Genomic DNA, 25,487 nt, shown 5'->3' with positions numbered 1-25,487 from the left:
AAGTAAGCGTAGTAAAAAATAACCACATGGCAAAAATAAGACACAATTTGTTAACAATGATTCATTTTAACTCGACGAATTCTTACAAAACTGAGTGGTTGGATCTGTTATTGGTACGGAATATTGACGGCAATCAGCTATATTTAGTTATCGTAACTGCTTCTGTTATAAGCATTTCAGAGGCAATGCAATCACACAAATCACACCATAATTAAACGGGATACCAACCCTATGCGTTGTATTAAAATTCTTGCTCTGGCAACCGCTCTCCTGTCCACTTTTGCCTCAGCACACAACATTTCCAATGGCTCCCCGCTCCCACAAACCTCCGTTGAAAAATACGGTGAGCTGACGCTTAACGGTAACAAAGTAGGATACAAACCTTGGAACACAAGCGAATTGACAGGCAAAGTGCGAATCATTCAAGCAATCGCAGGCAGAAGCAGTGCCAAAGAAATGAATGCGCCTCTGGTTGATGCGATCACCGCCGCCAATTTTCCCGAAGATAAATACCAGACCACGACCATCATCAATCAAGATGATGCTATTTGGGGAACCGGTGGCTTCGTGAAATCGTCTGCAGAAGACAGCAAAAAAGAATTCAGTTGGTCTTCAATTGTCCTTGATGCAAACGGCACAGTTTCAGATGCATGGCGTCTTCAAGAGGAAAGTTCTGCCATTATCCTGCTAGACACAGACGGCGTTGTACGCTTTGTGAAAGAAGGGCCACTTAATGAACAAGAAGTCACTCAGGTCATTGATTTGGTCAATAAATCAATGAAGTGATTTCAGTCACTCATTTAAGTGAAAAACCCGCTAAATGCGGGTTTTTTAATGTTTTGGGATGATCAGCCGATAAACTGGGATAGGTAGAGCAAAGTACCGATATACAAGGCGACCAGCAGGGCATTAACAGAGTTTACTCTGAATTTTTTCATTGTAATCATCCTCCCTCGTCGTCAATCTCTTGCCAAATGTTAACAAATTTAAATTAATTTTAACATAGTTGATTGAGTGAGAATGCGGAATACCCTTGATGGAATATTCGCTTAATCAGATAGATAGGGATCGCATATGGTGGATGCAAACAAACCAGTTGTTGTCGACATCAAAGAAGCCTCATCAGAAAGGCAGGCAAAAAAAAGTGCTGGCAGACAAGAAAGTCACCTCATTTCGAGCATGCAACGGCTCAAAGCAATTGCAGCGCATCACCATATTGATGCAAAGTTGCACAGTGTTGAGCATGACAACCTTACAGCCCGCGCGGGTTATCGTCAGCTTGAACTGAAGCAACGCCAACAAGCAAACCTTGAGCAAATCATCAAACTCGCGAACGATCTCTGTCGCGACGAAACCGCCGGCACACCGGATCCTGACTGGCTATATCGATTCTTCGAGATGGCGCAGAAGATCTACGGTGACAGCATGCAAAAGCTCTGGGCACAGATCCTAAAGACCGAAATTATCCGTCCCGGAAGCACATCACTCAAGTCTTTGGCCCTGCTTGAAGTCATGACCCAGCGCGAGGCTCAGTCATTACAGCGAGCGTGCGCACTCGCCTGCTCATTTGGCAGTGATAGTTCGCTAAAACTGATCACAGGGTTCCGTCAGCCTGAGCAGGGCGTAAAACGCTACTTCAAGCCCGATCAGGCGGAACGGTTGGCATTAGGAAAGTTTAAACTTCCCTATAACGATCTTATCTTATTGATGGATCTCGGATTGATTATCCGAACCGAGCTGGAATCTGGTGCGCTGGATCCGTCAGAAAACCTCCCTTTTAACGGGCAAGGTAAGACGTTTATGCTAACGCCATTTAGGAAAGGGACGCGGATTTACTATTACCGATTTAGCCCGACAGGCAATGAACTCGCAAAATTGATCAGTCAGAAAGCGCATCCAGACTACATGGATGCATTGATGGGTATGCTATCCCACGCGTTTAACGTTGTTGTCGAACTCGGATCAACCATCGACACAACAGCTTAACGCGCTAGGATAACAAAACTGGAAATGAGGGGATTAAGCAATAATCCCCGCTTTTTTAAGTGCTTGAAGACATTGATCAACCAGAGCATCCACGGCGTACTTGTCAGTTTCCAACACAATCTCTGCAGACTCAGGTGCTTCATAGGCTGAACTTATCCCAGTGAACGCCTTGATTTCACCAGCTCGGGCTTTCTTATATAGTCCTTTAGGGTCACGCGATTCACACACGTTGAGCGGCGTATCGACGAAGACTTCAATAAACTCACCGTCAGGTAATAACTCTCTCACCAATTGGCGCTCTTCACGAAAAGGCGAAATAAAGGCAGACAGCACGATCAACCCTGCATCCGTCATAAGCTTCGCTACTTCACCCACTCGGCGAATATTTTCACGACGATCATGATCTGAGAAACCCAGATCGCGGCACAAACCGTGACGCACATTGTCACCGTCTAGCAAGTAGGTATGGTGCCCTAATTCCGCTAACCGGTTTTCCAACGCACCTGCGACGGTGGATTTGCCTGAACCCGACAAACCGGTAAACCAAAGCAGCGCGGGACGCTGCCCTTTTTGCTCAGAGCGATATGTCTTATCGACAGCATGCTTATGCCAAATTACATTTTCATCTTTTTGCGGCATATCAGCAGCACTCATAACTCAATCCTTGTTAATCAAAATGGAAAAAACACGGGAATTAACCCAATCACCAACGCGGAATACACGAGAGACAGCGGCAATCCGATACGCAAATAGTCTGTCAGTTGATAGTTACCCACACTGTAGACCAGAAGATTCGTTTGATAACCATACGGCGAAATAAAGCTCGCGCTAGCCCCAAACAACACTGCCATAATGAACGGCATAGGATCGACGCCATACCCCAACGCCAAGCTGTAGCCGATAGGAAACGACAATGCGGCAGCGGCATTATTGGTAACCAGTTCAGTCAAGATCAAGGTCAACAAATACGTCGCAATCAACGCGCCATAGACGCCCCAACCGTTGAACCATTCAATAAACAAGTCACCCATTTGTGCAGAGAGGCCGGAGTCGATCATTAATTGTGCGAGACTCAATGCACTGCCAACTATCACCACGATTTCAACCGGGAATCGACGTTTAAGCTCACCCAGATTTATTACGCCCGTCAGCAGCAGCACTGTCAGATACGCGGCCAATCCATTGAGAAGTGGCATCCATTCCATCAGCGCCGCACCAATGATGGTGGCAAACCCAGCAAGCACCCAAGTACTCAATGTGCTGTCCAATCGAACGCTAGAATCTAGGCCCGTCACCAAGACAAATTCGCGCGACATACGCTGCTGTTCTTTTGCGAACCCTTTGCCAGGCACGATGACCAGAGTGTCTCCTGCCAACAGAGGAATGTTGCCTAATCCGCCTTCCAGCTTCTCATGTCCGCGGCGAATGGCAACCACTACGGCGTCAAAGTTTTCACGAAACTTGGCTTCTTTGAGGGTTTTTCCCAATATAGATGCACTATGGCTCACCACCACTTCAAGCAGGTTTTGCCCATTGATATGGTGCTGTCCAAACAGTGCTAAGCCTTCAATTTCCTGCAAGGTTGCTACGCTTTCAACATCGCCACAAAATTGCAGTTTATCTCCTTCCCGCAAAACAGTGTCGGGACACACAGGTGCGATCACTTCGCCATCACGCACGACTTCTGCTAAATACAAACGTCGTAATGCACGCAAACCATTCTCTGATACGGAATTCCCTGCCAGTGGCGATCCTCGTGTGATCGCCGCTTCCAGCACATACGGCAAATCATCTTCATTGTGATCATCATAATCCGGCAGAAGGTAGCAAAACGGGATCAACACCAGCAAGCCGCCCGCCAATACCGCAAGCCCTATTACCGATGGGGCAAAGAAATCGAGGGCGGGCAAGCCCGAGCTTTCAACAAAGCTGTTGATGATGAGATTGGTTGAGGTACCAATAAGCGTTAAGGTGCCCCCCAAGATGGCCGCGTAAGACAGGGGGATAAGCAACCTTGAAGGGGCATGGCGACGATTTCGTTTAATCGCACCAATCAAAGACACGACGACAGCCGTGTTATTGGTGAACGAGCTTAAAAACGCCGTGGATAATCCAAGTTTGGCGACAACCGTGCCAAGCTTTCCACTGGAAAGCTGTCCACTGACCCAGCTTACCAGTCTGGTTTTCTCCAGTGCGGCTGACGCAAGGATCAACAGCACCAGAGTTAGCAAGGAACTATTGGTAAAGTTCCCTGCCATTGCTTCCACGCTGATCAATCCAGATTGAAAGGCGATAAACGCCGAGGCTGCAAACAAGATCGCAGGTTTGATCTTGGTGAACACCAAGCCTGCGACTATCGCTAACAGCAACCCCAATACCAGTGATTGATCCCACGTCATCTGCGTTACCCCAGCAACTTGCTGATATCGCGTGCATTCCAATGCGGGAAGTGCTTACGAACCAGCGCATTGAGTTCTACTTCAAACGCTGAAATGTCCACGCCGTTTGTGGTCGCACTCGCATCGTCAAGCAGCTCATTGATCATGCCAGCACCGACAGTCACGTTTGTCAGTCGATCAATCACAATAAAGCCACCGGTGTCTGCACAATCTTGGTAAAGATCCAGTGACACCGACTCTGTCAGTTCAACTTCACATTCGGCAATACCATTTAGCGGCAAGCTATCAGTATCAAAGGTTTCCAGCGAGTTAATGTCCACTTGGTGACGAATTTTACTCACCGAGCCAACCGTTTTCTTACCCGCCACTTTGATGTCGTACTGACGGCCTATTTCAAGCGGCGATTCATCCATCCAAACAATACTGGCGGCCAGCTTGCTCGTTGCTTTTTGCTCTTCAGAGACAGGAACAATCAGATCACCACGGCTGCAATCAATTTCGTCCATTAGGGTTAGCGTCACAGCTTGGCCTGCGTGGGCAAACTCAAGGTCGCCATCAAACGTGACAATACGTTCAACCGTTGATGTTTTGCCCGATGGCAACACTTTCACTTCATCGCCAGGGCGCACGGAACCACTCGCAATGGTCCCAGAAAAACCACGAAAATCGAGATTTGGACGATTAACGTATTGCACAGGAAGACGGAAAGCACCTTTATCTTTGTCGCTGCTTACGTCTACGGTTTCCAGCATGGTTAACAAGGTTTCACCGTCATACCATGGGGATTTTGCGCTACGTTCAACCACGTTATCGCCTTCGAGAGCCGACAACGGAACAAGCTGAATATTAATATTGCTGTTCAGCTTTTTAGCAAACTCCAAGTACTCCGCTTTGATTTCTTCAAAGCGTGATTCCTCAAAGCCCACCAAATCCATCTTGTTCACAGCAACGATAAACTGACGGATACCTAGCTGGCTCGCGATGTACGAGTGACGACGGGTTTGATCCAATACGCCTTTGCGCGCATCTATCAAGATCACCGCCAAATCACAGGTCGATGCGCCTGTCGCCATGTTACGGGTGTATTGCTCGTGTCCCGGGGTATCCGCAATGATGAATTTACGTGGACGCGTTGAGAAATAGCGGTATGCCACGTCGATCGTGATCCCTTGCTCACGCTCTGCTTGCAAGCCGTCAACCAGCAGTGCCAGATCCGGCTTTTCACCCGTGGTACCTACTTTTTGGCTGTCTGAATGGATCGCGGCCAATTGATCTTCATAAATCTGGTGAGAATCATGCAGAAGACGGCCGATAAGCGTGCTCTTACCGTCATCTACAGAACCACAGGTCAGAAATCGTAGCAGGGATTTGTTCTGGTGTTGCTCCAGATAGGCCTCAATACCCAGCTCGGCCACTTGTTGTTCAATTACGCTGTTCATGCTTAATCCCTTAGAAGTATCCCTGACGTTTCTTCAATTCCATCGATCCCGACTGATCGTGGTCAATCGCTCGCCCTTGGCGTTCACTTGAGGTGGCTACCAGCATTTCTTCAATGATGCCCGGCAACGTATTCGCTTCAGACTCAACCGCGCCGGTCAGAGGGTAACAACCCAAGGTTCTAAAACGCACACTCTTGTATTCCACTTTCTCACCGTCACGTAACTCCATGCGATCGTCATCGACCATGATCAACATGCCGTCACGATTCACGACAGGACGAACTTCGGACAAATACAGCGGCACAATATCGATGCCTTCAAGGTAGATGTATTGCCAGATATCGAGTTCAGTCCAGTTCGACAGTGGGAATACACGGATGCTTTCCCCTTTGTTCACTTGGCCGTTATAGGTATGCCAAAGCTCTGGACGCTGATTTTTCGGGTCCCAGCGGTGGTTCTTGTCGCGGAAGCTATAAACACGTTCTTTGGCACGGCTCTTTTCTTCGTCACGACGCGCACCACCAAAGGCAGCATCAAAACCATATTTATCTAAGGCTTGTTTCAGGCCTTGGGTTTTCATGATGTCCGTGTGTTTTGATGAGCCATGTACAAATGGGCTACACCCCATGGCGATGCCTTCAGGGTTTTTATGTACCAGTAGTTCAAACCCATACTTCTCTGCGGCTTGGTCACGAAACTCAATCATTTCTTTGAATTTCCAATCCGTATCGACATGAAGAAGCGGGAAGGGAATTTTCCCCGGATAAAACGCTTTTCGCGCCAAATGAAGCATGACGGAACTGTCTTTACCGATGGAGTACATCATCACCGGGTTATCGAATTCTGCCGCCACTTCACGAATGATGTGGATACTTTCTGCCTCAAGTTGCTTGAGGTGGGTAAGAGTCTTGGCTTCCATTCTTCGTACTTTCCTTAGCCTAAATTAACCACGGTAGATGCATGAGCGTCACCTGCCGTATGGAATGATTGCTTTCCAAACCAGCTCAACTGGTCTGCGAGTTCAACGACTTCACCGACAACAATCAGTGCAGGCGAACCTACTCCCTCTGCCAATGATTCCAGTTCGCTTAATTGTCCTTTGTAGATTTTCTGATTTGCGCGGGTGCCATTTTCAATAATGGCAACAGGGGTATCCGGTGCGCGGCCATGTTGGATAAGTTGTTGTTGAATATGTCCGCTTTTCATCAGCCCCATGTAGATAACAAGTGTCTGACGGCCGCGTGCCAACGTCGCCCAGCGGAAACTGTCATCTTCTTTTTTCAAATGACCCGTAATGAACATCGCCGTTTGCGCGTAATCGCGATGGGTCAACGGGATACCTGCGTAGGCTGTCGCACCAGCAGCGGCAGTGATGCCCGGTACCACCTGAAAAGGCACACCGGCTTCTTGCAACACTTGCAACTCTTCGCCGCCGCGGCCAAACATAAACGGGTCACCGCCTTTCAAACGCACGACACGTTTCCCTTTTTGCGCATGCTTGACCAACATGGCGTTGGTTTCTTCTTGGGATACGCTGTGGTAACTCGCCCGCTTACCGACACAAATCAATTCTGCATCACGGCGACACAGCTCCATGATTTCATCCGAGACCAGATAGTCATAAAGCACCACGTCGGCTTGCTGCATCACTTGCAACGCACGCAGCGTTAACAGACCAGGATCGCCAGGGCCAGCACCAATCAGTGCGACTTCGCCTTGCAACGAAACACCCGTTGTCAGGGTTTCAAGTTCTGCCTTCGCGCCTTTTTCATCGCCAGCAGCAACCAAGGAGGCGAAACGACCATCAAAGGCCATCTCCCAGAATTTACGACGCCCAGTCAGTGTTTTTACTTTGGTTTTCAACGTGTCACGAAACTCACCCGCCAGCGTCGCCATGCGACCGATATGTGCAGGGATCAGCGTTTCGAGTTTTTCACGCAGTAATCTTGCAAGGACGGGGGATTTCCCCGCAGAAGAAATGGCAATCACAATGGGGCTGCGATCAACAATAGAGGGAACGATAAAACTGCATTTAGGTGTGTCATCGACAACATTCGCTAACACGTTGCGGGCGTTAGCCGCATTGGACACTAGCTCATTCACCAATGGGTTATCGGTGGCTGCAATGACCAAAAACACTCTGTCTAGGTGCTGTGGCGCAAACGCCTCTTGTATCCACACCAACTCACCACGCTCAGCAGCCGAAGCCACTTCATGATCTGCGTCGGGGGACACAACAGTAACCGCGGCACCGGCTTTAAGCAGCATGCGTATTTTGCGCCACGCGACTTCACCGCCGCCGACAACGAGACACGGTCGTCCATCCAGTTTTGCGAATATTGGCAAGTAATCCATAGTGAAACCTTTTCCGTCCTTTGAACGACACTATAGAGATTTCGCGATATTACTTGAAATTCTAAAATTTCATTTTTTATAACAGTTTGGTTATTAGCACTTCACACACACGCCTTCATTTCAGCCACAAAATACTATGCCTGTATGCTTTTTTAGTCACCTTGCTTTAATAAAAGGGCACCAAGGTAACGATGAAGATCACACAATCAGATGAAATGTAACCTTTTGCTGCTATGAGTATGCAAAATACGCATGTTTTCAGTCCTTGATCCTTTTGGAGACCTCCATGAAACCGACAGCTAAACCGCTTTCTATCGCCATTCTTGCGGGCATGATGACGATGGCAAGCCCAGCTATGGCAGAAACCATCAAACTGCGCATTATCGAAACCACCGATATTCATACCAACGTGATGGATTACGACTACTACAAGGACACACCAAGCGACAAAATTGGCTTGGTTCGTACAGCCACACTGGTCAAAGCTGCTCAGGAAGAAGCGGTAAACAGTGTCTTGGTCGACAACGGCGACCTGATCCAAGGCAGCCCAATGGGCGACTACATGGCCGCAAAAGGCATTGAGAAAGGCGAGATCCACCCTGTCTACAAGGCAATGAACCAGTTGGATTACGATGTGGGTAACATCGGTAACCACGAATTCAACTACGGGCTGGACTTCCTTGATACCACACTGGAAGGTGCTGAGTTCCCGTATATCTCAGCCAACGTTTACGATGCTAAAACTGGCAAGCCTTACTTCCAGCCTTACATCATCAAAGAACACACCATGACTGACACAGACGGCAAAGCGCATCTGGTAAAAGTCGGTTATATCGGGTTCGTCCCACCGCAAATCCTTGTATGGGATAAGAAAAACCTAGAAGGCAAAGTGATTGCCGAAGACATCAAAGCCAGTGCCGAGAAATGGGTACCGGAAATGAAGGCAAAAGGTGCTGACGTTATCGTAGCTATCCCGCATTCAGGCTTGTCACAAGATGAATACAAAGCGATGGCGGAAAACTCTGTTTACTACTTAGCAGATGTTGACGGTATCGACGCGATTGCCTTTGGTCATTCTCATGCGGTTTTCCCAGGCAAAGGGTTTGATAACATCCAAGGCGTCGACAATAAAAAAGGCACCATCAAAGACGTCGCCGCTGTGATGCCGGGTCGTTGGGGCAGCCATGTCGGTATCATGGATCTGCAACTGGATAAGCAAGGTGACAGCTGGGTAGTTACTCCTGTTCAAAGTGAATCCCGCCCTATTTTTGACGGCAAATCACTGGCCGATGCAGATCCTGCGATGCGCAAAGCCTTGGAGCACGACCACACGGCAACACGTGAATTTGTGAATCAGCCTATCGGTAAAGCCAATGACGTGATGTACAGCTTCTTGTCGCTGGTACAGGACGATCCGACCGTACAGATCGTTAACTCGGCGCAGAAAGATTACGTGGAACGCTTCATACAAGGCGATCCGGATCTGGCAGGGATCCCTGTATTGTCCGCTGCAGCACCGTTTAAAGCGGGCGGCCGTAAAGACGACCCATCTAACTTCACCGAAGTAGAATCTGGCGAGCTGACGTTCCGAAATGCCGCGGATTTGTACCTGTATCCAAACACGCTGGTAACGGTCAAAGTCACAGGTAAAGAAGTCAAAGAATGGTTGGAATGTACCGCAGGTCAATTTAATCAAATCGACCCGAACTCATCAGCACAACAATCGCTGATCAACTGGGATGGTTTCCGCACCTACAACTTCGACGTGATCGACGGTGTGAACTATCAGATCGATATCACCCAACCCGCTCGCTACGACGGCGAATGTAACCTAATCAACCCAGGTTCTGAGCGCATCAAACAGCTGACCTTCAATGGTAAGCCAGTAGACCCTGCACAGCCGTTCTTGGTGGCAGCGAACAACTACCGTGCGTACTTGGGTAAATTCCCGGGCACAGGCAACGACTTCATCGCATTTGCATCACCAGATGAAAACCGCACCGTGGTTGCTAACTACATCAGCAAAGTGACGGCAGAGAAAGGCGAAGTCACACCAACAGCTGATAACAATTGGTCGTTTGCTCCAATCGCGACAGACACAGATTTAAACATTGTGTTTGAAACATCACCAAGCGAGAAAGCAGCCCAATTTATTAAGGAAAAAGGCCAGTACCCAATGAAAAAAGTGGGCACAGATGATGTTGGCTTTGCGCTTTATAGCGTTGATTTGAAAAAATAATTAACGAAATGTTTCAATATTGAAAAATCTCGTTATGAGGACAAAAAAATCGCGGCCTAGGTCGCGATTTTTTTATATGTTGTCGGACGGCAGATATCGAAATGAGCTAAACCCAACTTAGCCCAAGATTATTTAAAACATTTGGAATAATAAAAATGCAATGGATAACCCTGACGTTTGGTCAGCTGTCGACCAAACAGCTATATGACCTGCTAAGGTTACGGACTGACGTTTTTGTCGTAGAGCAAAACTGCGCCTACCCAGAAATGGACGGTCACGACCTTCATCCAGAAACCCGCCACCTACTTGGCTATCGCGACGACAAAATGACGGCGTATGCGCGCATATTGCCAGCTGGATTGACCTACGATGAAATCAGTATCGGAAGAGTGGTTACCGCCAACACCGAACGAGGAAATGGTTGCGGCCACGATCTTGTTAGTCAGGCCTTGATCCAAGCAAATGACACCTGGCCTAAGGCAGCGATCACCATTGGCGCACAATACCATTTGCGCGAATTCTATCGTCGTCATGGTTTTGAAGAGATTTCAGAACAGTATTTGGAAGACGGTATTCCACATATCGACATGCGAAGAGTGGCGGCTTAACAGCCGCCTTTACCGCGTATTAGTTTCTGCGGGCGAAACTGCCGTCAGATAGACGGAAGAAAATGACCGATTTGTCTTTGCTAGCCTCAATCTGCAGCATATCGAGCTCGCCTTGCGTATTTCGTTTAAAGCGCAGCAACTGTCCTGGCTGAATGCGACTCAGCGGTTTGTCTGCGCCTTCAATCGCTGATATTGCGTACAAGTCAGGCAGTGGTAGTGATTGATTGCGGAAAATATTCGACAGCGTGTCACCGCGTTGCACTTCGTAATTGACCCAATCCGTATCTACTGTTTGGGTGGAGACAACAGGTTCCGCTTTATTGTCAAAGTCTTCATCGTCTACTTGCTGCGCCGATTGGGTATTTCCACTGAGATCCAACGGCAAAGAGACACGCTCGCCTTCCGCAACGACAACCTCTTTACTTTCATCACTGGACGGCCAAATTAACAACACAACCAATAACGCCGCTAATACCGAGACACCTATACGATGTGGTTTCGGTAACGCCTGCCAGTGCGGCTTCACTTTTTCGATAAGCGGTACGAGTTGAGCTCGTGCTTTTTCTAACGCGGCTTTGATTACCTCACCCATAGGCGGTGTGGTGGATGCACTTTTTTTCACGCGTTTTCCTTTCAGGGTCATAACCTCTCCCAATTTCCTCATCAGGATCCTGCTAGCAACTAAAACCGCGCATGCTAGCCGTGCTTTATCAGCAAATTGTCAGCAACCGCAATCTACTGGCTGACAATTGTACTTTCCTGTATTTCGTGCGCATATTCAATAACCAATCTGTAACCCGATTTGTCCCTGACTACCTGCACCTGTTATCCTTCCACACTTTAAACCCGCAAATAAAGAGAGACGACATGTCTGATGTAAAACTGGAGACCGTAGAGCAAAAAGCAAGCTACGGCATCGGCCTGCAAATGGGTCAGCAACTGGCTGGCAGCGGCTTGGAAGGTCTGAACGTTGATGCAATTGCGAAAGGTATCGCAACCGCTCTGGCGGGTAACATGCCTGAAATCGAAATTGACGAAATCAACAACGCACTGCGTGAACTGCACACGCAAGCTGAAGAAGTTCGTCAAGCTGCAGCGAAAGAAGCAGCAGCAGAAGGCGAAGCATTCCTGGCTGAAAACGCGCAGCGTGCAGAAGTAACCGTGACTGAATCAGGCCTTCAATACGAAGTACTGGTTGAAGGTAACGGCGAAATCCCAACGTCAGACAAGCAAGTACGTGTTCACTACCACGGCACCCTGACTGACGGCACTAAGTTCGACAGCTCTGTTGAGCGCGGTCAACCAGCTGAGTTCCCAGTAACTGGCGTAATCAAAGGTTGGGTTGAAGCACTGCAAATGATGCCTGTTGGTTCTAAGTGGAAACTGTACATCCCACAAGATCTGGCATACGGTGAGCGCGGTGCGGGTGCAGCAATCCCACCATTCGCTGCACTAGTATTCGAAGTTGAGCTACTGGATATCCTGTAAGCCAACTGGAAAAAGCCAGCATCATTGCTGGCTTTTTTATACCGGCTCACTTTACGAAGTTAAGTGTTAGCTGGCTTCTTGGTTCGGCTCATCGTCGGAAAGTTGCCCCTCCTGATGCTCTTCCTCCAACCACGGTAAATGGTGAGAGTACGAATCTGAGAGGAAATCAACAAACAACCTCACCTTCGCAGACAAGTTGCGATTAAATGGATACACCGCCCATACCGCGGAATCAGGCGCGTGATACTCTGTCAGCACTTCCACCAGCTCACCCGAAACGATCTTCTGATGTACATAGTAATCTGGCAATTGCGCTAGCCCTAAGCCACGCAGTGTTGCATCCAGTACCGCACTTCCACTGTTCCCATGCCAGCGGCCTTTAGGCTTAAACTGTATGCAAGACCCGTTTTCCGAAAACGTCCAATTGTCCACTAACCCAACCAAACAATTATGAGATTGCAAATCTTCTAATGTCTGAGGAATGCCATTTTCACGAAGGTAAGACGGTGACGCGCAGGTATACAGTTTTCGCGGGGCCAATTTTTTGGCCATAAGCGTACTGTCTTTGAGCTCCCCGGTACGGATCGCGAGATCATACCCGTCGTGAACAATATCAACGACATCATTGGTAAAGTGAAATTCAACGCTGAGTTTGGGATGCACTTTAATGAAGTCATTGGCCAGTGGCGCAATGAACTTCTCCCCAAAAATTGACGGCGCGGTGATTTTTAACGTCCCCACAGGTTCCGTCTGCATCTGGGTCACCAGTGCTTCGACTTCAGCAAACTTCTCGATCAAGTTGTTACAATGATCGAAATACATCTTGCCGACTTCCGTCAGCGTTATTTGTCGGGTTGTACGATAAAGGAGTCTTGTGCTCAATCGGCTCTCCAGCGCATCGATTCGACGGCTGACATGAGATGTAGAAACACCAAGCTTCCTTGCGGCGGCGGTAAAACTGCCACTGTTGACAACTTCAACAAATTCTTCAACACCACTCCAACGGTTCATCTTTGCTCCACTGAAAAGAAGTTTATTGATGGCTGCAACAATAAAATCCGCCCCATGACGGTCTGATTGTTATCCTAATGTTAATCCATAATGGATAACTCTCCGCCCTTCTCCTACCAAGGTAGGAGATTTATCGGAAGAAAGTAGTATGAAAGTCCGTAGTTTAATTAAGGCTTTATGTGTTAAGTGTGCGATTTTTCTTTATTTTTGCGCCACTAGCATCAATGCAGAGACAGTTCCTGAGCCAGACGGCTATCGCAATGCGCAGTATCGCGCACCGGTACCGGAGACGCTTCAAGGTGCTCAGGTGATAGAAACGCCTGAGGCTCTGAAACTCTTCATGGCTAATGCCAACGCCGTGCTCATTGACGTCTATCCGGCACCAAACCGTCCAGAAGGCTTATCCAAAGACACGCTGTGGATTGAGCCAAAACGCGACACCATTCCGTCATCCCTTTGGCTTGCCAATGTCGGGCATGGCATCGTGCCCGATTCATTGGTTTCACTACTGGCAGAGAATATTCCGCAACAGGGTCCCGTTGTGGTTTTCTGTGAACCAAGCTGCTGGCACTCATGGAACGCAGGGAAACGTGCGATTGAACTCGGAGCCAAAGACGTCTATTGGTATCGCGCAGGCGTTAAAGGCTGGCAGGAGGCGGGATATGAGCTAGAAACTCAGACCCCGGTAAGACCATGATGCTCCCTATTCGCCATACCCTAATGCTGTTAGGTACATTGATAAGCTTCACCACGTCAGCAGAGACTCCCAATCTCACCTTTAGTGAGGTTGCTCCCGGTGTTTACTGTCATCAAGGCGAAATTGCCGATCTCTTCACAACGCAAACCGATCCGGTGGCCAACATGACGTTTATTGTGGGCAATGACGCGGTCGCTGTGATTGATACAGGGGCGAGCCAACGTACAGGGGAAGCGTTACTAAAAGGGATCCGGCGCATCACTAAACTGCCTATTACCCATGTCATCACCACTCATGTACATCCCGATCATCACTTTGGGAATCAAGCTTTTATAGAAGAGGATCCCCAATTTGTCGCCCATACCCGTTACCCAGGGGATTTTGCAGCCAAGGTCGGGTACTACATGGAAAGGTTGAACAGCCCTTGGTTCACAGGAACAAAGCCCGTTGCCCCCACACAACTCGTCGAAACGGAAACTGTGATTGATCTCGGTGATCGTCCTTTGGTTTTAACGGCACATGATAGAGCCCACACCCGACACGATCTTACCGTGTTTGACGAAAAAACCGGCACGCTGATCACTGGTGACTTACTGTTTATCGACCACACACCAACGTTGGACGGCAGCTTGATTGGTTGGCTCAACGTCACCAAACAACTGGAAGCTATGCCTTATAAAAGGGTGATCCCCGGACACGGTGCCGTTCAAACCGGCCCAGACGCATTCAAAAAACAGACGCGCTATCTCTCTTCTTTGGCACAGGAGGTTCGTGCCGCCATTCAAAAAAACATTGATATCAACACCGCCAGCGAGACGGTATTAACGTCCCAATCGTCCGAATGGAAGTTGTTTGAGCTGTTCCATCCGCGCAATGTCATTCAGGCATATAAAGAGCTGGAGTGGGAGTAACGAAAGGAGAAACGTCATGAAATCCATTATCGTGATGCTGTCAGCACTATTGTTCATGCTGCCAGCCACATCACAAGCTCAAAGCAATTTGGAAAGTGCCAACTGGCCCTTGATAAGAGACAGCCTCTTCCCCAACGCCGGTCCGCTTATTGAAGATGATGTCGTCACGCTCATCTCACCCGTACGCGCCATTGATGCCGCGATCGTCCCTTTAGATATAAAGGTGAATGTTAAGCAGGATGACCCAAATCCCGTAGAAAAAATTTATCTCATCGTCGACAACAACCCCTCCCCGATTGTGGGCACATTCGACCTCAGTCCTAACAGTGGCATTGCGAATATCTCGACTCGGGTAAGGATTAACGCCTACAGCCCAGTAAGAGCGATCGCCAAAACTAAAGATGGAAAATTACATATTGCGAGTAATTTTGTAAAAGCGTCAGGCGGGTGCTCTGCCCCAGCGGGAGCTGACGATGTATTAGCGCGTCAGCGAATGGGTAAAATGAAACTCAAAGATCTTGGGGTCAACGACACACGACAACTACAACTGCTGATCAGTCATCCCAATTACAGCGGCTTACAAATTGATCAACTGACCCGTCACTGGATTCCCTCTGACTATGTCAGTGACGTGAACATCACGTTAGAAGGCGAACCTGTTATGCGCTTCAATGGCGGTATTTCCATTAGTGAAAACCCAACATTCACCTTCCATGTTGACAGTGAAAAGCAGGGAAAACTGAAAGCGGATGTAAAGGATTCAACAGGACGCGAATTTTCCAATGAATGGGACATTTGAATCACCACTGTATCCGTCTCAATAAAAAGGCATGTTGACCCGGGCTTTATATCCAACTGATTTCCTTGTAACAAAGTCCGGGGTCACACGCACTTTTTCATGTGAACCCCACATGCGAACACCCCAAACAAAATCAATTATATCAATGCAATAACTACCATTATTAATGGTGTGGACATTGTTGCCGCCGAACAAAAGTGTTGTGTCTTTTTCCCGCTCACACAAGCCGAAAAGCTGCCATAAACTCAAAACACCAACATTTTCTTAACACCGTTTGGCAACATGATGTAGCCGGACATGAAATGCTGGAATGAGTTGGCATACGGGTTCAATGCTAAATCGCGAAACCGCCTCGTTGTCCTTCGCCGGATACACCAAGGTGCCCTACGCTTTTTATAAATAGTCGGACATTACTGGTGAGAAGGGCGAAACCTAAACCTGCGGATTGCACCCCTTAATTGCGACATAAAGGCATCATATGCAAAGCAGATTTTTTGCATATGCCGTCATGGAGGAAGTAAACATGATAGTTGTAGAAAAGTTGCGGAGCTCTTTATTAGCCGTCGCAACGGTTTCCCTTGCCATGCTGTCTCCGACAGTTGCTCAGGCAAATGATGAGTTGCTCGAGCTACAAAAAGATCCTAATCAATGGGTAATGTGGGGTGGTAACTACGACGGTACCCGTTACAGCCCACTTGACCAAATCAATGCTAAAAATGCCAAAGACCTTCAGGTTGCTTGGACATTTTCAACGGGCGTTTTGCGCGGTCATGAAGGTGGTCCATTGGTACTGGGCGATACCATGTATGTCCACACACCATTTCCAAACAAGGTCTTTGCCATTGACTTAAATAACCAAACATTGCTTTGGGAGTATGAACCGAAGCAAGACTCTTCCGTCATTGCCGTGATGTGTTGTGACACCGTTAACCGTGGTCTTGCCTATGCGGATGGGAAAATTTTCCTTCAACAAGCAGATACCACACTCGTCGCGCTAGATCAGAAAACCGGTAAAGTGGTTTGGAAAGTGATCAACGGCGATCCCAAAGTCGGTGCCACCAATACCAACGCACCTCTTGTCGTAAAAGACAAAATTATCACTGGTATCAGTGGTGGTGAGTTTGGTGTTCGTGGTTATGTCACGGCCTATAACATCAAAGACGGCAGCGTCGCTTGGCGTGCGTACAGCACTGGGCCGGATGACGAAATGTTAGTTGACCCAGAAAAAACGACCGCAATGCTCAAACCTATCGGTAAAAGCTCCAGCTTGGACTCATGGGAAGGCGACCAATGGAAAATTGGTGGCGGTACAACCTGGGGCTGGTTCACTTATGACCCTGATCTGAATCTTGTTTACTACGGAACAGGTAACCCAAGTACGTGGAACCCATCGCAACGTCCGGGTGACAACAAGTACTCCATGACCATCATGGCGCGCGATGCGGATACAGGCATGGCGAAGTGGCTATATCAAATGACGCCGCACGATGAGTGGGATTATGACGGCATCAACGAGATGATTCTTGTCGATAAGAAGTTCAACGGTAAAGACAGAAAATTGCTGGTGCACTTCGACCGTAACGGCTTTGGATATACCTTGGATCGTGTAACGGGTGAACTGCTGGTCGCTGAGAAATTCGACCCTGCCGTTAACTGGGCAACGCATGTCGACATGGAAACCGGTGTTCCACAAGTCGTGGCGAAGTACTCAACTGCGCAAAACGGTGAAGATGTCGACACCAAAGGAATTTGTCCAGCAGCACTGGGTTCAAAAGACCAACAACCTGCAACATACAGCCCTCGTACAGGCCTGTTCTACGTACCTACCAACCACGTGTGCATGAACTATGAACCTTTTGAAGTTTCCTACACGGCGGGTCAGCCTTATGTAGGGGCGACACTATCTATGTTCCCTGCACCAGGTAGCCACGGTGGCTTAGGTAACTTTATCGCGTGGGATGCGGAAAAAGGCGAGATCGTCTGGTCATTGCCTGAGCCATTCTCAGTATGGAGTGGCGCATTGGCAACGGGCGGTGGCGTGGTGTTCTACGGCACACTCGAAGGTTACCTCAAAGCCGTCGATGAGAAGACAGGTAAAGAGCTTTACCGCTTCAAAACACCATCTGGCATCATCGGCAACGTGAATACCTATATGCATGACGGCAAGCAATATGTTGCTGTGCTTTCAGGTATTGGTGGCTGGGCTGGTATTGGTATGGCAGCCGGACTTGAAGGTGACACCGACGGCCTAGGTGCGGTAGGTGCGTATCGTAAACTCTCAGATTACACCCAACTAGGTGGCGTTCTGACCGTATTTGCACTACCCAATTAATATAAGAATCAATAAGCCCACAGCGTTCTGACGCAGCCTGGGCATGAGGAAGGGGGAGTTTATTCCCCCTTTTTCTTAAATCTGAATCAATGCATCAGGTTGAATTTGCGCCACGCCTTCTACACTCAAATTGGAAAAGAAAAAGGATTTCATATGTATAAACGTATCTTTCTATCATTCTGTTTATTTTGGGGATTGATTGGTCAAAGCATTGCAGAAGAAGAACATGAAATACGTGCTGTCGGCGTGAAGTTCGATCCCATGTTTGTTGTCATTGAGCCTGGAGATCGCGTGAGTTGGACCAACATGCCTGCTCACTTGATTGAAACCATCGATGTCATGGTGCCGGAAGGTACAGAGAAAATAAAAACCGAACTCGGTGTTGATGTCAGTTTTATTTTCGACAATGAAGGGGTTTACGTCTACAAATGCACACCACATTGGGGGGCACGAATGGGCGGTATTTTGCTGGTTGGTAACCCCGATGACATTGGCGGAATCATAGACGCCTACTTCGAAGAAATTCAAAAAGACAAATCCCTACTGCCCGCCAAGGGCTTGCTGAAAAAATTCCGAAAACACTTACAAAAAGAAGGTTTGCTATAACCTTGTAGGAGGCAACTTATGGTCAAAGTCGTCAAAATAAGTTCGCTTTTCATTTTACTGGCTGGGGTGCTTGCCGCCCCTGTCAGTGCCAACGATTTCCCTACCGTTGAAAGAGTGAAATTCGTCCAAGAATGCATGGCCCTCAAAGGCGGCCCAAACTACGTCAATATGTACGGATGCAGTTGCGTCATTGACAAAATCGCCAGTGAGATGACCTTTGATGAGTACACTTATGCCGATGCATTTGTTCGTTTAAAGAATATGCGTGGCGAGCGGGGAGGCTATTTCCGCTCATCAAAAGACAGCAGAACGGCAAGAAAGGGCTACCTCACCATCAAAGAGGATGCGGAACATCAGTGCTTTGTAGATCAACAAATCACACGAGCCCAGTAGGTAGGAGGCGAACATGACATACTTTTTGAATCGACTCCTTATCGCGGTATTTGTACTTCTATTTGGTGTCACTGCGCACGCGGCGCAGGCGACCTTCCCCTCGCCACTGCCCGATAAGCTTCGGGTCTGTGCCGACCCCAATAATTTGCCCTACTCCAATCGAAACCAACAAGGCTTTGAAAACAAAATCGCAGAGCAACTGGGGGATTATTTTGGGCTGGACGTAGAATATGTCTGGTTCCCACAGCGCATGGGATTTATACGCAATACCCTCAAAAATTGGTCTGATGAAACTGGCCGTTTTGCTTGCGACTTAGTCATTGGTGTCCCCGCCCAATTTGACATCGCCGCCACTACCAAACCTTACTATCGCTCTGCCTACTCGTTGTTGCTACGCAAAGAAGGCGCGTTAGCGGATGTTAAAACGCAACAAGATCTCGCCAACCTCCCTGACGAGATTAAACACACTCTGAAAGTGGCTGCTTTCACGCCCTCTCCTGCCGTTTCTTGGCTGAGAGACAATGGGTTCAAAGACAACACCTCTTTTTTCCGTATCATGAACGGCGACCCAGAAGACTATCCTGGCAAGATGGTAAAACGCGTTTCAGACGGTGAGTTTGATGTGTTGCTGATCTGGGGGCCTATTGCTGGCTATTTTGCTAAACCTCAACCCAATTTAACCGTTATTCCTATGACATCTGAAGGCAGCAAGGTGTTTGATTTCGCGATGTCTATGGGCGTGCGCTATGGCGAGCGACCATGGAAAAAAACGGTAGAAATGGCCATAGATGCAAATGCTCCCGAAATCGCAATGATCCTCGAAGATTACGGTATCCCCGTGGTTGAAGCGTCGTCTAAACCTCGCAAATATGACGATGATGACTAGCATAAAAACGGCACCGGAAGGTGCCGTTTAACCCAGGAGGTAGAGATGTTGAAGCGTTATCAACGTCACTGTTTGTTCGCGTTCCTTTTGCTGTCATTTCAGGCCACGGCAGAGGTTCCTAGTCGTATCACGGTGCTTGACTTCGAACTAAATGACCTTACATATACAGAAAATAATGAGGCCGAAATCAAACGAACAGCATCCCTCGCGCCTTTGCTTAGGGACGCCTTGTCAACGTCATTCACCATCGTTCCTGTCTCTCACTCTGCCTATCAAAGGGCTAATCAAGGGTTTGGCTATCTGATTCAACATCCCACAGCCGCCGCAGATCTCGGTCGCGCAAATCAGGCGGATTGGGTTGTAGTGACGCGACTACACAAACCTAGCTTTCTCTTTGCATATCTGATTGCCCATGTTGTTCATGTCCCTTCTGCGACAGCTCTGCCCAAGCGTATCGTCGAAATTAAAGGTCAGCAGGCCAAATTGAACCAACGAGGCATCAACAAACTCGCCGAGCAAATTACTCGGCAAACCTCGGCGTTTAAACAATAAATGGTGTTATCTCGCCAATGCAACTTGAGGAGCTGCCGGCCCAACGCCTAGACTGTTAGCTCAAGTTACTAAGCACGTCAGCCCTATGAAATACCTTCTTTCCGCGATTGCTGTGGTCTTTTTATTGTCTGCCTGCACACCTGAGGCGGGACGACACATGGCCGAAGATGAATGCTACAAAATCCGCAATACCAAAGAACGCCATCAATGTTTTGAAGAGGTTGATAGAACATATCACGGCTATTGACTGAATTTTGGGAATAAAAAAAGTGACGTTTTGAACGTCACTTTTTATTCCCAAATGGCGATTAAATCCCTTCGCCATCACCGCTTACGTCATCTTCATGCAGGCCACATTCTCGCTTAAGGCCGAAGAAACGCGTTTCTTCTTCACTCATGCCTTCTTCAAGTTTGCGCGTGGTGTGCACGTCGCCGACTGACACATAGCCTTGGTCCCACAACGGATGGTACGGAAGGTCATTGTCTTTCAAGTAGTAGTGAACGTCTTTGTTGGTCCAATCAATAACAGGCAAGAACTTAAACACACCATTTTGAATACCCAAAATTGGCAGCGTCTGGCGCGAGCTAGATTGATCACGACGAAGCCCTGAGAACCAAGTACCGACATTCAGTTCGTCCAATGCACGACGCATAGGCTCCACTTTATTTAGTCGGTTGTATCGCTCAATGCCTTCCACGCCTTGCTCCCACAACTTTCCGTATTGCGCTTCCTGCCACGCCGAGCTCTGCGCGGCGCGATAGACGCGTAAATCTAAAGACAGCTTGTCGGTTAATTCATCGATAAACTGATACGTTTCGGGGAACAGATAACCCGTGTCCGTCAGGATCACAGGGGTATCGGGTTTTTCTTGTGTGACCAGATGCAGCATTACTGCAGCTTGAATCCCAAAGCTTGAAGACAGGGCGAATTCACCCTGAATATTTTCCAACGCCCAGCGAACCCGCTCCTGCGCTGACATGCTTTCGAGCTCAGCATTAATGGGTGCCAGTTCTATGACTTGCCCAGCCTTGGTGCGGCCAAGCAGATCGGACAGTTGAAATTTAGGCATAGAAATCCCTCTTAGAGACTTTCACTTCCGCAATAATTCCAGCGCGGATAACAAAATCACCGAAGCCTTCACCATCGTTGCGCTCGCTTGCCCAACGACCAACCAATGCGTCGATCTCTTCTAGGATCTGAGCGTCAGTGATGTTCTCTTTGTACATTTTGGGTACGCGTGTACCTTCACGATTACCGCCAAGGTGCAGGTTATAGCGTCCCGGTGCCTTACCGACCAAACCAATTTCTGCCAACATGGCTCGACCACAACCGTTAGGACAACCCGTTACACGCAAAATGATGTGATCATCTTCCAAGCCGTGTTTTTCTAAAATCTCTTCCACGTCCGTCACAAACTGTGGCAAGAAGCGCTCAGCTTCCGCCATCGCAAGCGGACACGTTGGGAAGGCCACACACGCCATAGAGTTTTTACGCTGCTCACTCACACCATCATCAATAAGGCCGTGTTCGCGTGCAATTTTCTCTATTTTGGCTTTGTTCGACTTAGACACACCCGCCACAATCAGGTTTTGGTTTGCCGTCATACGGAAATCGCCTTTGTGGATCTTCGCAATCTCGGCCACACCGGTTTTCAGTGGCTTACCCGGATAGTCCAACAAACGACCGTTTTCAATAAACAATGCCAAGTGGTGCTTTCCGTCTATGCCTTCCACCCAACCGATGCGATCGCCACGGTCGGTGAATTCATAAGGACGGCTTGCTTCAAACTTGATGCCAGCACGTTTTTCCACTTCCGCTTTGAACACATCTGTACCGACGCGATCCAGTGTGTACTTGGTTTTGGCATTTTTACGGTTTGAACGGTTACCCCAATCACGCTGTGTAGTCACAACTGCGGCAGCCACATCGAGCGTTTTCGCCAGCGGGATAAAGCCTAGATCGTCAGCGCGACGCGGATAGGTGTTGGTATCACCGTGAGTCATGGCTAGGCCACCGCCCACCAACACGTTAAAGCCAACCAATTTGCCGTTGTCTGCTATAGCCACGAAGTTCAGGTCATTCGCGTGAACGTCTACATCATTTTGCGGCGGGATCACCACCGTGGTTTTAAATTTACGTGGCAGATAGTTAGAACCCAGAATAGGCTCCTCGTCCTGATGCCCTTCTACCTTTTCACCATCCAGCCAAATCTCTGCATAGGCACGCGTTTTTGGCAGCAAGTGCTCACTGATTTTGGTTGCCCATTCATAGGCTTCCTGATGCAGCTCTGACTCTACCGGATTCGTGGTACACAACACGTTACGGTTTACGTCACCTGCAGTGGCAATTGAATCAATGCCAATCTTATTCAGAGTTTGGTGCATCAGTTTGATGTTTGGTTTCAGTACGCCGTGGAACTGGAACGTCTGGCGCGTCGTCAGACGGATACTGCCGTACATGGTGTGCTCTGTTGCAAACTCATCAATCGCCAGCCATTGCTTCGGCGTGATAATGCCACCCGGCATACGCGCACGCAGCATGACGTTATGTAGCGGCTCGAGTTTTTGCTTTTGACGCTCGGCACGAATGTCGCGATCGTCTTGCTGATACATGCCATGGAAACGGATCAGCTGAAAGTTGTCAGCGGTAAAACCACCCGTTACCGGATCAGACAGATCTTGCTCTATGGTGCCACGAAGGAAATTACTTTCTCTTTTAAGGCGTTCATTGTCAGCCAAAGGCCCCAACTCTTCACCCAACACGACTTGCTTGTCACTCATTAATACACATCCTTTTGATAACGCTTAGCCTTACGCAGTTCGTTTAAGTAGTTTTCTGCGTCTTCTCGGCTCTTGCCACCGTGCTCTTGGGCAACGGTAATCAATGCTTCATGAACGTCCTTGGCCATGTAGGTCGCATCTCCACAGATATAGAAATACGCGCCATCTTGCAGCCACTGCCAAACCTCTTTGCCTTGCTCCACAATCTTATGCTGAACATACACTTTCTCAGCTTGATCACGGCTAAAAGCAAGGTCGATTTTGGTCAATAAACCGTCTTTTAGGAATTTTTGCCATTCAACTTGGTACAGGAAGTCTTGGGTAAAGGTACGGTCACCGAAGAACAACCAGTTTTTACCGTCCGCACCGCGTGCATCACGTTCTTGCATGAAAGCGCGGAATGGGGCAATGCCTGTACCCGGCCCCACCATGATCACTGGCGTATTGTTGTCTGCTGGCAGTTTAAAGTTGTTGTTGTGCTCAATGAACACTTTCACCGACGCCGCATCCTCTGCGCGCTGGGAAAGGAAGCTCGACGCGCCCCCAAGTCGGGTGTTTTCACCGTGTTGGAATTCCACCAACCCGACAGTCAAGTGCACTTCTTCACCCACTTCTTCTTGGCTCGATGCAATCGAGTACAAGCGCGGCGTCAACTTACGAAGCAGACCAGCAAGTTGCTCTGCGGTCAGCTTGGTTTTCTTCTCGCTAAGCACATCTACTACTTGGGTGTTGTTGGCGTACTGGCGTAATTTATCTTTATCTTCAGCCAGCTTTTGCAGCTTCTTACTGCCTGACAGTTCTGCAATCGCAGCAACCTGTTGTGGGTTGGATGCTGTGATTTCAAACTTCTCGATTAGAGCCTGACGCAAAGATATCGACTCACCGGCAACCTCAACACTTTCGTCACCGGTCAGGCCAACCTTCGCCAGAATTTCATCAGCAAGCTCAGGGCTGTTGGTATAGTAAACACCCAGCGCATCCCCCGGTTGGTACGTCAGGCCAGATTCACCTAAATCGATTTCGATATGGCGAACATCTTTACCCGAATCGCGTCCCGTGATTTTCTGGTTTGCAACCAACTCCGCCGCATACGGATTTTGCTTGCTGTATGCCGAGGCTGCCCCCGCTGACGTTGCGGCGTGCAAAGGAACAACCACTTCGTCAGCTTCACCGACGAGGGTATCCTTTACCTTGCCCAGCACATCCGCGCTCCAGCTTTCTGCTTCCGCGTCATAATCCACGTCACAATCAACACGTGGAAGTATCGCCTTCGCGCCTTGCTTAGACAGGAAAGCATCAAAATCTTTACCGGTTTGGCAGAAAAACTCGTAGCTTGAATCACCCAAACCAATGACTGCATATTGCAGCTTGTCGAGTTTTGGTGCTTTTTTCGATTGCAGGAATTCATGCAAAGAAATGGCATTATCAGGCGGCTCACCCTCACCGTTGGTCGACGCCACGATAATAAGATGCGTTTCTTTCGCCAGATCACGCGGTTTGTAATCATCTGCCGAGTACAAAGAAACCGCTACGCCGTCTGCCTTCGCTTTGGCTTCCAATGCTTCGGCAACACCTTTCGCATTGCCCGTTTGCGAGGCATAGATGATCGTCAGCTTACCCGCTGGCTTAGCGGCAGTAGCGACGGCTTGAGCCAAAGGTTGTGGGTTGCTGCCAGCAGTTGCTGGGGTTTGGCTTAATCCCCAAAAATAACCGCTGATCCACGCCAGCTGTTGTGGCGACAACTCTGCCACTGCTTGCTGCAACTGACCGATTTGCTGGTCGTTGAGCGGACTTGCCAACGCAGATAGTTCCTTGAGTAACATGTCACGACATTCCTTTATTATTGCGTGAGCATAGATTAGCCACTCAGCGTAATAACTAAAAATAATAGAAACGCATGTTTTATAACCTTGGGTTAGAACAACCTGGGAGAAAGAAGCAAGGATGGGATAAGTGTTAGAAATCTCGTGAGTGAAAGGCGTATGGGCATTCTACAACGCCCAAA

23 protein-coding genes are annotated in these 25,487 nt (G+C 48.5%); 13 read left to right on the top strand and 10 right to left on the bottom strand.

Going from position 1 to position 25,487, the window contains the following annotated elements; genetic code table 11:
• Positions 1-231 precede the first annotated feature (231 nt).
• On the top strand, positions 232-786 hold the full coding sequence (locus LRP49_RS10410; RefSeq protein WP_274142056.1) for a YtfJ family protein: 555 nt from the start codon (positions 232-234) through the stop codon (positions 784-786).
• A gap of 288 nt (positions 787-1,074) precedes the next feature.
• Complete coding sequence (locus LRP49_RS10405; protein WP_274142055.1) at positions 1,075-1,986, top strand: TIGR03899 family protein; 912 nt, start codon at positions 1,075-1,077, stop codon at positions 1,984-1,986.
• Positions 1,987-2,019: 33 nt separating this feature from the next.
• Here the strand turns inward: LRP49_RS10405 and cysC are convergent, their stop codons facing one another.
• The 5 genes from cysC to cysG are packed head-to-tail and all read right to left on the bottom strand — an operon-like array spanning position 2,020 to position 8,179.
• On the bottom strand, positions 2,020-2,640 hold the full coding sequence (gene cysC / locus LRP49_RS10400; RefSeq protein WP_274142053.1) for an adenylyl-sulfate kinase: 621 nt from the start codon (positions 2,638-2,640) through the stop codon (positions 2,020-2,022).
• Positions 2,641-2,657: 17 nt separating this feature from the next.
• Positions 2,658-4,385, bottom strand: coding sequence for an SLC13 family permease (locus LRP49_RS10395; RefSeq protein WP_274142052.1), 1,728 nt, complete (start codon positions 4,383-4,385; stop codon positions 2,658-2,660).
• A gap of 5 nt (positions 4,386-4,390) precedes the next feature.
• On the bottom strand, positions 4,391-5,824 hold the full coding sequence (gene cysN, locus LRP49_RS10390; RefSeq protein ID WP_274142051.1) for a sulfate adenylyltransferase subunit CysN: 1,434 nt from the start codon (positions 5,822-5,824) through the stop codon (positions 4,391-4,393).
• A 10-nt stretch (positions 5,825-5,834) separates the two neighbouring features.
• Entirely contained in the window at positions 5,835-6,743 is a 909-nt protein-coding gene (cysD, locus tag LRP49_RS10385) for a sulfate adenylyltransferase subunit CysD (protein WP_274142049.1), read from the bottom strand.
• A 14-nt stretch (positions 6,744-6,757) separates the two neighbouring features.
• A complete protein-coding gene (cysG, locus tag LRP49_RS10380; protein WP_274142048.1) occupies positions 6,758-8,179 on the bottom strand; it encodes a siroheme synthase CysG in 1,422 nt (473 codons plus the stop codon).
• Positions 8,180-8,465: 286 nt separating this feature from the next.
• Between cysG and LRP49_RS10375 the strand changes: the two genes are divergently transcribed.
• Positions 8,466-10,418 carry a bifunctional 2',3'-cyclic-nucleotide 2'-phosphodiesterase/3'-nucleotidase gene (locus LRP49_RS10375; RefSeq protein WP_274142047.1) on the top strand — a complete coding sequence of 651 codons (1,953 nt, stop codon included), beginning with the start codon at positions 8,466-8,468 and terminating at the stop codon, positions 10,416-10,418.
• A gap of 155 nt (positions 10,419-10,573) precedes the next feature.
• A complete protein-coding gene (locus tag LRP49_RS10370) occupies positions 10,574-11,026 on the top strand; it encodes a GNAT family N-acetyltransferase (protein ID WP_274142046.1) in 453 nt (150 codons plus the stop codon).
• A gap of 19 nt (positions 11,027-11,045) precedes the next feature.
• On the opposite strand, the gene LRP49_RS10365 is transcribed toward LRP49_RS10370, so the two are convergent.
• On the bottom strand, positions 11,046-11,669 hold the full coding sequence (locus LRP49_RS10365; protein ID WP_274142044.1) for a LysM-like peptidoglycan-binding domain-containing protein: 624 nt from the start codon (positions 11,667-11,669) through the stop codon (positions 11,046-11,048).
• A 224-nt stretch (positions 11,670-11,893) separates the two neighbouring features.
• Between LRP49_RS10365 and LRP49_RS10360 the strand changes: the two genes are divergently transcribed.
• Entirely contained in the window at positions 11,894-12,514 is a 621-nt protein-coding gene (locus LRP49_RS10360) for a BamJ family beta-barrel-assembly machinery protein (RefSeq protein WP_274142042.1), read from the top strand.
• Between the two features lie 66 nt (positions 12,515-12,580).
• Here LRP49_RS10360 and LRP49_RS10355 read toward each other — a convergent pair whose 3' ends face one another.
• A complete protein-coding gene (locus LRP49_RS10355) occupies positions 12,581-13,525 on the bottom strand; it encodes a LysR family transcriptional regulator (protein WP_274142039.1) in 945 nt (314 codons plus the stop codon).
• A 148-nt stretch (positions 13,526-13,673) separates the two neighbouring features.
• On the opposite strand from LRP49_RS10355, the gene LRP49_RS10350 reads away from it, so the two are divergent.
• From LRP49_RS10350 to LRP49_RS10315, 8 genes are all read left to right on the top strand, one after another.
• Positions 13,674-14,222: a rhodanese-like domain-containing protein gene (locus LRP49_RS10350; protein ID WP_274142038.1), complete on the top strand. Its 549-nt coding sequence runs from the start codon at positions 13,674-13,676 to the stop codon at positions 14,220-14,222.
• Positions 14,219-15,133, top strand: coding sequence for a quinoprotein relay system zinc metallohydrolase 2 (locus tag LRP49_RS10345; RefSeq protein WP_274142037.1), 915 nt, complete (start codon positions 14,219-14,221; stop codon positions 15,131-15,133). The genes LRP49_RS10350 and LRP49_RS10345 overlap by 4 nt, the downstream gene beginning before the upstream one ends.
• 16 nt (positions 15,134-15,149) lie before the next feature.
• Complete coding sequence (locus LRP49_RS10340; protein ID WP_274142036.1) at positions 15,150-15,932, top strand: quinoprotein dehydrogenase-associated SoxYZ-like carrier; 783 nt, start codon at positions 15,150-15,152, stop codon at positions 15,930-15,932.
• Positions 15,933-16,515: 583 nt separating this feature from the next.
• Positions 16,516-18,264, top strand: a complete 1,749-nt coding sequence (locus LRP49_RS10335) for a methanol/ethanol family PQQ-dependent dehydrogenase (protein WP_274142222.1) — start codon at positions 16,516-16,518, stop codon at positions 18,262-18,264.
• 153 nt (positions 18,265-18,417) lie between these two features.
• On the top strand, positions 18,418-18,870 hold the full coding sequence (locus LRP49_RS10330; protein ID WP_274142035.1) for a plastocyanin/azurin family copper-binding protein: 453 nt from the start codon (positions 18,418-18,420) through the stop codon (positions 18,868-18,870).
• A gap of 18 nt (positions 18,871-18,888) precedes the next feature.
• Positions 18,889-19,263: a hypothetical protein gene (locus LRP49_RS10325; RefSeq protein ID WP_274142034.1), complete on the top strand. Its 375-nt coding sequence runs from the start codon at positions 18,889-18,891 to the stop codon at positions 19,261-19,263.
• A 13-nt stretch (positions 19,264-19,276) separates the two neighbouring features.
• Positions 19,277-20,149, top strand: a complete 873-nt coding sequence (locus LRP49_RS10320) for a quinoprotein dehydrogenase-associated putative ABC transporter substrate-binding protein (protein WP_274142033.1) — start codon at positions 19,277-19,279, stop codon at positions 20,147-20,149.
• Positions 20,150-20,194: 45 nt separating this feature from the next.
• Positions 20,195-20,701, top strand: a complete 507-nt coding sequence (locus LRP49_RS10315; protein WP_274142032.1) for a DUF2380 domain-containing protein — start codon at positions 20,195-20,197, stop codon at positions 20,699-20,701.
• A gap of 308 nt (positions 20,702-21,009) precedes the next feature.
• Here LRP49_RS10315 and LRP49_RS10310 read toward each other — a convergent pair whose 3' ends face one another.
• The 3 genes from LRP49_RS10310 to LRP49_RS10300 are packed head-to-tail and all read right to left on the bottom strand — an operon-like array spanning position 21,010 to position 25,305.
• Positions 21,010-21,771, bottom strand: a complete 762-nt coding sequence (locus tag LRP49_RS10310) for a phosphoadenylyl-sulfate reductase (RefSeq protein ID WP_274142030.1) — start codon at positions 21,769-21,771, stop codon at positions 21,010-21,012.
• Positions 21,764-23,482, bottom strand: coding sequence for an assimilatory sulfite reductase (NADPH) hemoprotein subunit (gene cysI / locus LRP49_RS10305; protein WP_274142029.1), 1,719 nt, complete (start codon positions 23,480-23,482; stop codon positions 21,764-21,766). The genes LRP49_RS10310 and cysI overlap by 8 nt, the downstream gene beginning before the upstream one ends.
• Positions 23,482-25,305: an assimilatory sulfite reductase (NADPH) flavoprotein subunit gene (locus LRP49_RS10300; RefSeq protein ID WP_274142028.1), complete on the bottom strand. Its 1,824-nt coding sequence runs from the start codon at positions 25,303-25,305 to the stop codon at positions 23,482-23,484. Before LRP49_RS10300 ends, cysI begins: the two co-directional genes overlap by 1 nt.
• Positions 25,306-25,487 lie beyond the last annotated feature (182 nt).

The organism is Enterovibrio qingdaonensis (assembly GCF_028683135.1).
In the GTDB taxonomy this organism is placed as follows: Bacteria; Pseudomonadota; Gammaproteobacteria; order Enterobacterales; family Vibrionaceae; genus Enterovibrio; species Enterovibrio qingdaonensis.
The sequence above is the reverse complement of the archived record's forward strand: the minus strand, read 5'-3'. Positions and strand labels throughout refer to the sequence as shown.